4 protein-coding genes are annotated in these 4,143 nt (G+C 62.5%); all 4 read left to right on the top strand.

The genetic code is table 11. From position 1 onward, the window contains the following. The coding region (locus JMJ95_RS13795) for a phosphatidylglycerol lysyltransferase domain-containing protein (RefSeq protein WP_290686512.1) at window positions 1-638 on the top strand (638 nt) is incomplete at its 5' end. 9 nt (window positions 639-647) lie between these two features. Further along, complete coding sequence (locus tag JMJ95_RS13790) at window positions 648-1,907, top strand: MFS transporter (RefSeq protein WP_290686510.1); 1,260 nt, start codon at window positions 648-650, stop codon at window positions 1,905-1,907. A gap of 79 nt (window positions 1,908-1,986) precedes the next feature. Continuing rightward, a complete protein-coding gene (locus tag JMJ95_RS13785; protein ID WP_290686506.1) occupies window positions 1,987-3,354 on the top strand; it encodes an FAD-dependent oxidoreductase in 1,368 nt (455 codons plus the stop codon). Window positions 3,355-3,380: 26 nt separating this feature from the next. Next, a partial coding sequence (locus JMJ95_RS13780; RefSeq protein ID WP_290686503.1) for a Sapep family Mn(2+)-dependent dipeptidase occupies window positions 3,381-4,143 on the top strand: 763 nt, incomplete at its 3' end.

Genomic DNA, 4,143 nt, shown 5'->3' with positions numbered 1-4,143 from the left:
TTTTCCCGGAAGGGGCGGAGTTCCACAGGGTGCCCGAGGAATTGGCCGCCCTGTGGTCGGAACGCTTCGGAGAACGAATGATCCTGGAGGACCAGCGGTCCGAATGGGAATACGTCTACTCCGTGGAGGAGCTCATCTCCCTCAGGGGGAACCGGTTCCACAAGAAAAAGAATCTCTGGATGCAGTTCCACAAGAACTACGAATCGACATATAAAAAACTCTTCCGGGAGGACGTGGACGGCATTCTCGAGATGCAGCAGCTCTGGTGCGAATGGAAGAGCTGCGACGATATCCCCGGTCTCCGGGCGGAAAACCATGCCATCTCCAGGGTCCTGAAGAACTGGGACCGTCTTCCCGGTCTGCTGTGCGGCGCCCTTTACGTGGGGGACTACATGGTGGCCTACTCCGTCGGGGAACCCATGACGGAGGACATGGTGGTGATCCACTTCGAAAAGGGGCTTGCCGATTACAAGGGCGTGTACCAGGCCATCAACCGGGCCTTCCTGGAGCACTCCTGTCCTGATTTCACCTGGGTCAACAGGGAGCAGGACATGGGAGAGGAAGGCATCAGGCAGGCCAAGGAATCCTACAACCCGGTCCGGTTCCTCAAGAAATACCGCGCGGTCTGGAAAGGATAATCCGTCGTCATGCCTGACTGGGAAAAAAGCACCCTCTTTCGTGCCTTCCGGCACAGAAACTTCCGCCTGTTCTACATGGGGCAGATCGTCTCTCTGTCAGGTCTCTGGATGCAGCGGGTGGCCATGAACTGGCTCGTCTACAGGATCACCGGATCTCCGCTCCTGCTCGGGACGGTGGACTTCATTACGCAGATCCCCGTGCTGCTCTTCGGGTCCTTCAACGGGGCCTTTCTCGAGGGGCGGAACCTGAGAAGGGTCATCATGATCTGCCAGACCGTCAGCATGCTCCATGCCTTCACCCTCGCTGCCCTGACCCTCTCGGGAGTGGTGAAATACTGGCATATTCTCATTCTGGCCGCCATCATCGGCACCTCGGATTCCTTCGAGGTCCCCGCCCGGCAGGGATTCACAATCCGCCTCGTGGAGGACGAGAAGGACCTGGGCAACGGCATCGCCCTCACCTCGACCCTCTTCAACGTCACCAGACTCGTGGGGCCGTCCGTTGCCGGCATAGCCATTGCCATGGTCGGGGAGGGGATCTGTTTCCTGTTGAACGGCATTGCCTATTCCGCCACCCTCACGGCCCTCTTCCTGATGAGGTTTCGGAAGCCCCTCGTAACGGACCAGGTGCGCAAGAGCGTCCTCGACGGCATGAAGGAAGGTGTCCGGTACGTGGCCTCCTTCCTCCCAGTGCGGAATTACCTCGGGGCCATCGCCCTGGTAAGCTTCTTCGCCTTCCCCTATATGGTCCTCCTTCCTGTCTTCGCCCGGGAAATCCTCGGCGGGGGTCCCCGCACCCTGGGCTTCCTCATGGGGGCCACCGGGCTGGGCGCCCTGGCGGGGTCGGTCAGGCTCGCCCTGAGAAAAACCCCCGTGGGGCTCGGCAGGATCATGGCGGTGTCGTGCATTCTCCTCGGCCTCTCCATGTCGGCCTTCTCCCTTTCAAGAATTTTCTATCTCTCCCTGGCCCTCATGGTTTGCCTCGGGTTCTTCATGGTGTCCACCATGGTCTCCTGCAACACCCTTGTACAGACCCTGGTGGACGAGGACAAGCGGAACAGGGTGATGAGCCTTTTCATCGTCTGTGCCATGGGCATCACCCCCATCGGGAGCCTGAACGCGGGATGGCTGGCCACCCATATCGGCGCACCCGCCACCCTTTTCGCGGGCGGGGCGGTCAGCATCGTCATCGGCCTGCTCCTCCTTCGGGCGTGGCCGTCCATGTGGGCTCTCTCCGAACCGGTCTACCGGCGGAAGAATCTCCTGTAAACCCCCGATTTCCGCCGCTCGGGTATAATGGGGGAGAAAAAAAATACCTGACACGGGCGTTCCCGGGGAGGTGAAGGAATTGGCAAAAGAACGGATTCTCATCATCGGCGGCGACGCTGCGGGCATGTCCGCCGCCGGGCAGGTCCGCAAGCGGCTTCCCGGCGCGGACATCGTCGTCTACGAGCGGAGCGGCTATTCTTCCTATTCCGCGTGCGGCATACCCTACTTTGTCGCCGGGCTCGTGGAGCCGGCATCCAGGCTTGTGGTCCGGACGCCTGAGGAATTCATGCAGAAGCAGAACATAGGAGTGAACATCCGCCACGAGGTGCTTTCCATCGACCCTGACAGGGGTGCCCTGCTGGTGAGGGACCTGGAGTCGGGAAGGGAATTCCGGGATTTCTGGGACAAACTGCTCATCGCCACGGGGGCGAGTCCGGCGGTGCCCCCGGTGGAGGGGGCGAAAGCGGAGGGGATCTTCACCCTCGGCACCCTTGAGACCGGCATTGCCGCCCGGCGTTACGTTGACGAAATCAAGCCCCGGCACGCCGTGGTCATCGGGGGAGGCTACATCGGCCTGGAGATGGCCGAGGCCTTCGCCTGTGCCCGGGGGATGAAGGTGACCCTCGTTGACAAGTCGCCCCAGGTCATGAACACCTTCGACGCCGACATGGCGGAACGCATCGCCTCCGCGATCCGCAGTATAGGGACGGAGCTTCGCCTCGGCGAAGGCCTGGTCGGCTTCGGCACCGAAGGAGGCCGGGTGCGGTCGGTTATCACCGAACAGGGGGAAATAGAGACCGAAATGGTGATCATGGGTCTCGGCGTCCGCCCCAACTCCGGGTTGGCCGCGGAGGCGGGGTTGACCCTGTCCGTCCGGGATTCCATCCTCGCCGACGAGACCATGGCCACATCCCGTCACGGAATCTGGGCCGCCGGAGACTGCGCTTCCACCACCCACCTTCTGACGGGCAAACCCTTTTGGGTCGCCCTGGGCACCGTGGCCAACAAGATGGGGCGGGTGGCCGGAATCTCCATGGGAGGCGGCCGGGCTGCTTTCAGGGGCGTCTACGGCACCGCCATGAGCAAGCACTGCGACCTCGAAGTCGCCCGGACCGGGCTGACGGAGAGGGAAGCGGAAGAAAACGGCTTCCGGTTTGTCTCCTCGGTCATCCGGACCAAGACCCGGGCGGGGTACTACCCCGGAGCGGAGACCATGCACGTGAAGCTCGTGGGTGAGGAAGGTACGGGCAGACTGCTCGGCGGGCAGATCGTGGGCGGCCAGGGCTCGGCGAAACGGGTGGATATCATCGCCACGGCCCTCGCGGGGGGAATGACGGTGAACGATCTCCTCGGGCTCGACCTCGGATATGCCCCTCCCTTCTCCATGGCCTGGGATCCGGTCCAGATCGCCGGAAGGGAACTGCTGAAAAAAACAGGCGGGGAATGACCACCCCCCATCAAGGAGGTATTTTCGTGCTGTCGGAAAAAATCGATGCGATGAAAGATGAACTTGTGGCCGGCATACGGGAAGCCGTGCGCATCAAGAGCGTGGGCGGCGAGCCTGCGGAAGGAGCCCCCTACGGGGAGGGCCCGAGAAAATGTCTCGACTGGACCCTCGCCTTCGCTGAGAAAATGGGGTTCCGGACGAAGAACGTGGACAACGTGGCGGGCTGGGCCGAGATGGGCGAAGGTGCCGGGATGGTGGCCGTCCTCGGCCACCTGGACGTGGTTCCCGAGGGAAAGGGCTGGACTGTGGACCCCTGGGGCGGTGAGCTCAAGGATGGCATGGTCTGGGGGCGGGGAGTCCTCGACAACAAGGGGCCTGTCATAATCGCCCTCTTCGCCGCGAAGGCGATCTTCGACGCCGGGCTGAAGCTGAAGCGGAGGGTCCGGGTCATCTTCGGCACCAACGAGGAACAGGGCAGCAAGTGCATGAAGCGGTACGTTGAGGTGGGAGAAGAGCTCCCCATCGCCGGGTTTACCCCCGACGCCGAGTACCCCATCATCTATGCCGAGAAGGGCATCATCACCTACACGGTCTCCCTGCCCTTCGCCCCATCGGGCGAAATGAAGGTGACCTCCCTCGAGGGTGGCGTGGCAGCCAACGTGGTTATGGCCGAGGTTACGGCCGTGATCGAGGATTCCAGGGCCGAGTGCAGGCAGCGCGTCACCGCCGCCGCGTCCGCTTGGAAGGGTCCGGAAGGCAGCTCTCTTTCCGCCGCCGATGACGGAAGCA

Source organism: Aminivibrio sp. (assembly GCF_016756745.1).
Taxonomy (GTDB): Bacteria; Synergistota; Synergistia; order Synergistales; family Aminobacteriaceae; genus Aminivibrio.
The sequence above is the reverse complement of the archived record's forward strand: the minus strand, read 5'-3'. Positions and strand labels throughout refer to the sequence as shown.